This window comes from Arthrobacter sp. Cr_A7 (assembly GCF_029222765.1).
Taxonomy (GTDB): domain Bacteria; phylum Actinomycetota; class Actinomycetes; order Actinomycetales; family Micrococcaceae; genus Arthrobacter.
On record NZ_JARHXQ010000231.1, the window covers coordinates 1 to 5,900 of the forward strand.

Annotated in this window: 5 protein-coding genes; 2 read left to right on the plus strand and 3 right to left on the minus strand. The window is 65.8% G+C overall.

Annotated features, from left to right (window positions below; all coding sequences use genetic code 11):
• The 3 genes from P2Q66_RS13850 to P2Q66_RS13860 all read right to left on the minus strand — a co-directional run.
• A partial coding sequence (locus P2Q66_RS13850) for an NADP-dependent malic enzyme (protein WP_275728984.1) occupies positions 1 to 1,184 on the minus strand: 1,184 nt, incomplete at its 3' end.
• Between the two features lie 288 nt (positions 1,185 to 1,472).
• Positions 1,473 to 2,081, minus strand: coding sequence for a TetR/AcrR family transcriptional regulator (locus P2Q66_RS13855; protein WP_275728985.1), 609 nt, complete (start codon positions 2,079 to 2,081; stop codon positions 1,473 to 1,475).
• A gap of 138 nt (positions 2,082 to 2,219) precedes the next feature.
• Positions 2,220 to 3,506, minus strand: coding sequence for an MFS transporter (locus P2Q66_RS13860; RefSeq protein WP_275728987.1), 1,287 nt, complete (start codon positions 3,504 to 3,506; stop codon positions 2,220 to 2,222).
• A gap of 120 nt (positions 3,507 to 3,626) precedes the next feature.
• Here P2Q66_RS13860 and rraA point away from each other — a divergent pair, with 120 nt between their 5' ends.
• Positions 3,627 to 4,124: a ribonuclease E activity regulator RraA gene (rraA, locus tag P2Q66_RS13865; RefSeq protein ID WP_275728989.1), complete on the plus strand. Its 498-nt coding sequence runs from the start codon at positions 3,627 to 3,629 to the stop codon at positions 4,122 to 4,124.
• 111 nt (positions 4,125 to 4,235) lie between these two features.
• Positions 4,236 to 5,885: an MDR family MFS transporter gene (locus P2Q66_RS13870; protein WP_275728991.1), complete on the plus strand. Its 1,650-nt coding sequence runs from the start codon at positions 4,236 to 4,238 to the stop codon at positions 5,883 to 5,885.
• Positions 5,886 to 5,900: the final 15 nt, after the last annotated feature.

A 5,900-nucleotide genomic window follows, 5' to 3' on the forward strand; every position in this document is an offset into this window, starting at 1 on the left:
GCGGCTGCAACAGCGGCGGTGACAGCGGGCGCGACGCGCGGATCCAGCGGGCTGGGGACGATGTAGTCCGCCGACAGGTCCTCCGCCGCAAGGTCGGCGATGGCCCGCGCTGCCGCGAGCTTCATGGCCGGGGTAATGCGGCGGGCGCCGGCATCCAGCGCACCCCGGAAGATCCCGGGGAAGGCCAGGACGTTGTTGATCTGGTTCGGGAAGTCGCTGCGCCCTGTGGCCACGACGGCGGCGTACTTCACGGCCACCTCGGGCAGCACTTCGGGGTCCGGGTTGGAGAGGGCGAACACGATCGAGTCCTGGTTCATCAGGGCCAGGTGCGCCTCGTCCAGCTTTGACGAGGACACGCCGATGAAGACGTCGGCGCCCGTGAGGGCCTCGGCCGGCCCGCCGGTGATGCCGCGGGGGTTGCTGCGCAGGGCGATGTCGGCCTTTTTGCTGGTGGTGTCAGCGGCCAGGTCCTTACGGCTGGTGTTGATGACGCCGCGGGAGTCCAGCAGGACAACGTCGGTGATGGCGGCGGCCAGCAGGATTTCGGCGACGGCGATGCCGGCGGCACCCGCACCGGAGACCACCACGCGGAGGCCTTCGAGGGGACGTCCGGTGACCTTGGCGGCGTTGGTCAAGGCGGCCAGGGCAACAACTGCGGTGCCGTGCTGGTCATCGTGCATCACCGGGCAGTCCAGGGCTTCGATGAGCTTTTCCTCGAGCTCGAAACAGCGCGGGGCGGCGATGTCCTCGAGGTTGACGGCGCCGAAGCTGGGGCGCAGGCGGACCAGGGTTTCCACGATCTCGTCCACGTCGCTGGTGTTCAGGACCAGGGGGATGGAGTCGAGGTCGCCGAAGGTCTTGAAGAGGGCGGACTTGCCCTCCATGACGGGCAGGGAGGCGCTGGCGCCGATGTTGCCCAGGCCCAGGACGGCGGTGCCGTCGCTGACCACGACCACCAGGCGCTCGGCCCAGGTCAGGGTGCGGGCAAGTTCGGGCTGCTTGTGGATGGCACGGCTGACTTCGGCCACACCCGGGGTGTAGGCGATGGAGAGGTCGCGCTTGTTGGACAGCGGGACCGTGCTGGTGATGGACAGCTTGCCGCCCTTGTGGGCGTCGAAAATCTCGGCTTCTGTCAGGGCGGTGGCTGCTGAATTGTCAGTAACTGTGGCTGCGTCAATGGACACGTCGTTGTCTCCTGGTGCTCGCCGTGCGCGCACGGCACATGGGGACCCAAGCCCGGGCGGACTCAAGGCAATGGAAATGGTGCGACAGGAAACCCAGGGGTGGCGGGTCCGTGGGAACGTCGGGGATGTTCACTCCCTGTTGCTCCGGTGGACCCATGGTAGGCAGGCGCTAGGCCGGTCATCGGCCGATTTGACGGTCAGCAGCTGCGCCTAAACGTTTATCCAGGCAGTACTGTGACGTACGCCACGCAATTATGGCGTACTTATTGCCGGATTGGACTAGACCGGTTACGCCGTCTGATGGAGTGTGAACCCTGCCTGGGTACCGGGGGAAAGCCGTGCGCAGGCCTTTTTGAGGTCTTCTTCGGCTTCGAAGAGGGATAGCCGGCGGTTCCGGACGGACTGGACCAGACCAGTGACGGTCAGCAGCAGAACGCGCGCTGCAACAGCGTCCCCGGATGCGGTGGCCACTACTTTCTCACTGAGGGCGTCGATCTCGCGCAGCAGCGCAGTGGTGTCGCGGTCCTGAACATAGACGCCGCGGCTCAGGCACTGTTCCACGGCGGGCTGCATGACGCGCATGTGGAAAATTTCCATCACCAGCCCCGCCAGGGCCCGGCCGCGGAAGCGGGCCGGGGCGCCCCGCGACCCGGCCTGCAGTTCGTCGAGTTGCTGGCGGTAGAGGGCAAGCATGAGGTGGGTGGGGGAAGGAAAATACCGGTAAAGGGTGCCCAGCGGCACATCAGCTTTCGCCGCCACTTCCGAGAGTTCCACGGAGTCCAGCCCCTTGCGGGCGAACCCTGCAGCCGACTCCAGGATGCGGGTATAGCGGAGCCGCTGGCGCGGAGCGGACGGCCTTGCGGCCATGGGCGGATGGTCTGAAATGGTCTCGGGCATCAGCATTCCGGGGTTGTGTTCCTATGGTGCAGCAGCCAGGAGCGTCCCCATCCCGAACCGCCTGCAGTCCGGTTCAACTATACGGCACAGTAGCGTGCCGTAATTAGTCAGCGGGCTTACTTCCGGGGCAAACCTCGGTCAGCGGACGCCCTTGATCTTGACGACAAACACCGCACCCAGGAGGCCCATGACAGCCGCAGTAATGAACAGCGTGAAGTACCCCCCGAAGTACGTCACCGCGAGGAACGCGAGGCCGGTCGCGAACACCTGCGGCAGCGAGGCGGCCACGTTAATGACCCCCATATCCTTGCCGCGGTCGGCGGCCTGCGGCAGCACCTGCGTCAGCAGCGCAAAGTCAACGGCCTGGTAAGCGCCGAACCCCACGCCGAGGATGGCGGCGCCAACCAGGGCGCCGGTCCAGACCGGGAAAAACGCCATAGTGAGGCCCGCGAGGGCAATGAGGACTGAGGATCCGATCACAAACGGCTTCCGCCGGCCCAGCCGGTCGCTCCACGGCCCCGCGATCACCGCAGTAGCCATCACCAACACCGCATAAATGCCGGTCAGGATCAGGACTCCCAGCGCCGGGTTCTCAAGCTTGAGGACGTCCCTGAGGAAAAAGATCAGGTACACAATGGTCAGCTGGTTGCAGACGTTAACCAGGAAGCGGGTGAGCCATGCCCACGCGAAGTCCGGATGACGGGCCGGGCTGATCCAGAAGCCGCGCAGGAAACTGCCCCATGAGAACGCCGGCCGGAGCTCCCTGGGCAGTGGCGGATCATCCCGGTGGAACAAGTACGGCAGCACCGAGAACACCAGGGCGGCAGCACACAGGGCGTACCCCACCATATAGTTTCCCGACACAACCGCCCCGAAGACTGCGCCCAGGAGGATGCCCGCTGTTTGGCCCAGGGCCGCAAGTCCCCCCACTCCGCCGCGCTGCAGCACCGGCACCCGGTCCGGGATGGCGGCGGTGATGGCCGCATAGGCCGCGTTGGCGCCGAGCTGGACCAGGCACCAGAACAGGACCATCAGGGCAACAGCCGTGGCCCCGGACAACGCCAGCAATGCTGCCGCGGCCAGGACGGCACCGGCCAGCACCCAAGGGGCGCGCCGGCCGAAACCCGAGACCGTCCGGTCAGACAGCGCCCCGAAGAGCGGATTGGCCACCAGGGATACGGCGGCGCCGCACCCAAGTACGAGGGAGGCGATGGCTTCCTTGTTTGTTTCGTCGATGCCAATGGCCTGCTCGGCGATAAAGATATTGATGGGCCCGAAGAAGGCGGCGTTGATGCCCACGTTGACCAGCACCAGCCCGGCGACCCAGCGCGCGGTGACCTTTTGCGTCGGCTCGGCGAGCGCCGCCGTCGTACCCTGCGCCCCGGCTCCCTGATCCAGCGGTGCGGGAGTATCTGACAGGCTCATGACGTGCTCCCCGGGGACGGCTGATAGGCGACGGGATCAGACTATCGTGGGCGGTACCACTCCGCCTGTCCGATGGCGGAATAGCACTCTGCAACGTCAGCCCAAGCACTGAGGAGAACCATGAGCGCAGCGTCCACTCCAGCGGAAAGCACCGCCGTCAACACCGCCGACCTCTACGACGAGCGCGGCGACGAACTGGCATCAGTCTCACTGCAGTTCCAGTCCCTCGGCGGGCGTTCCCACTTCAGCGGGCCCGTCCGGACCATCCGCTGCTTCCAGGACAACGGCCTCGTAAAGTCCACCCTGGCCACACCGGGCAACGGCAACGTGCTGGTCGTGGACGGCGGCGGCTCGCTGGGGACAGCCCTGATGGGGGACATGATTGCCGAAAGCGCAGTGGCCAACGGCTGGGCCGGCGTCGTTATCAACGGAGCCATCCGGGACCGTGAAGCGATCGCGGGACTGGACCTCGGCGTGAAAGCCCTGGGCAGCAACCCGAAGAAGAGTGCCAAGGCGAGCGCCGGTGAAGTGGACGTTGACTTGGTGATCGACGGCGTGACCATCCGGAGCGGAGCCATGATCTGGTGCGACCCGGACGGCATCCTCGTGGAGCGCTGACGGGGCGCCGCCAAAAAAGTTCGTCGGGACGGGGAATAAGAAGCGGGCGTAGGATAGTTACTGAAAGCAACTATCCTACGCTTTTCCTACTTCCTTCCCCTGGAGTCCTGCATGTCCAAAACCCCCACGGCGCGTCCCGCCGGAGAAGCGCTGACGCAGCGCCAGATTGTCACCGTGATGGTGGGACTGATGCTGGGCATGTTCCTGGCGTCGCTGGACCAGACCATCGTGTCCACGTCCATCTACACCATTGCCAACGACCTGGACGGGCTGTCACTCCAGGCCTGGGCCACCACCGCGTACCTCATCACCTCAACCGTCAGCACGCCGCTGTACGGCAAGTTGAGTGACATCTTTGGCCGCCGGCCCCTGTACCTCACCGCGATCGCCATCTTCCTGGTGGGCTCGCTGTACGCCGGCTCGGTCAACTCCATGACCGAACTGGCGTTCGCCCGCGGCGTCCAAGGCCTGGGCGCCGGCGGACTGCTGGCCCTGGCGCTGACCATCATCGGCGACATCGTCTCGCTCAAGGACCGGGCGAAATACCAGGGCTACTTCATGAGCGTGTTCGGGATCTCCTCGGTGCTGGGCCCGGTGGTGGGCGGTGCGTTCGCCGGGTCCGCCAACATTTTGGGCTTCGACGGCTGGCGCTGGGTGTTCTTCATCAACCTGCCCATCGGCCTGGCCGCGCTGGCCGTTGTCTTCCTGTTCCTCCACCTGCCCGCGAAGCACGTCAAGCAGAAGATCGATTACTGGGGCGCGGCCGCCATCACCCTGGCGATCGTTCCGCTCCTGCTGGTGGCCGAGCAGGGCCGCAGCTGGGGCTGGGCATCCCTGAACTCTTTCCTCTGCTACGGGCTGGGCGTGGCGGGCATCGTCTGGTTCCTGCTGGCCGAGAAGCGCGCGGGCGACTATGCCCTGATCCCCCTGCGGCTCTTCCGCAACGTCACCTTCGGCCTGTCCTCGCTGCTGAACTTCATCATCGGCATCGGCATGTTCGGTGCCATTGCCATGCTGCCCCTGTACCTCCAGCTGGTGAAGGGGCTGACACCCACCGAGGCCGGCCTCATGATGATCACCTTCACCGTGGGCATCCTCACCGGATCCATCACGGCCGGCCGCACCATCTCGGCCTCGGGCACCTACCGGATCTTCCCCATCATGGGGACCGGCATCCTCACCGCGGCGGCCCTGGTCATGGGACTGTCGCTGCACGTGGATACCGGACTGTGGGTTCCAGGCGTCATTGCGGTCTTCTTCGGCATGGGCCTGGGTTTCTGCATGCAGCCGCTTACCCTTGCGATGCAGACCTCGGTCCCGCCGCGTGACATGGGCGTGGGAACGTCCTCCGCGGCGTTCTTCCGCTCCATGGGCGGCGCCGTGGGGACGGCCGTGTTCATCTCGCTGCTGTTCAGCCTGGCGGCCAGCCGGATCGCCGACAGCATGAAATCCGCCATGACCGATCCCGCCTACCTGGCAGTCCTCCAGGACCCCGCCGTCGCTGCAGACCCGGCCAACGCCAAGCTCTACGAGTTCTTCCAGAACGGCGCCTCGAACGAATCCCTCAACGACACCAGCTGGCTGCACACCGCCAACAGCGTCCTGACGCGGCCCATCACCGAAGGCTTTGCCTATTCCATCGACGTGGTCATGTTCACGGCCGCCGCGCTGACCGGCATCGCCTTCCTCATCAGCTTCGCGCTGCCCAACAAGAAGCTGACGGACCAGAACGCGGCCAAGGAACCGGTGGCAGCCCACTGACGCCCGCCACCCCTT

Bases quoted from the DNA above. Each gene is read 5' to 3' on its own strand.
- P2Q66_RS13855 (WP_275728985.1), bottom strand. From the start codon at position 2,081: ATGCCCGAGACCATTTCAGACCATCCGCCCATGGCCGCAAGGCCGTCC.
- P2Q66_RS13870 (WP_275728991.1), top strand. From the start codon at position 4,236: ATGTCCAAAACCCCCACGGCGCGTCCCGCCGGAGAAGCGCTGACGCAG.
- P2Q66_RS13860 (WP_275728987.1), bottom strand. From the start codon at position 3,506: ATGAGCCTGTCAGATACTCCCGCACCGCTGGATCAGGGAGCCGGGGCG.
- rraA (WP_275728989.1), top strand. From the start codon at position 3,627: ATGAGCGCAGCGTCCACTCCAGCGGAAAGCACCGCCGTCAACACCGCC.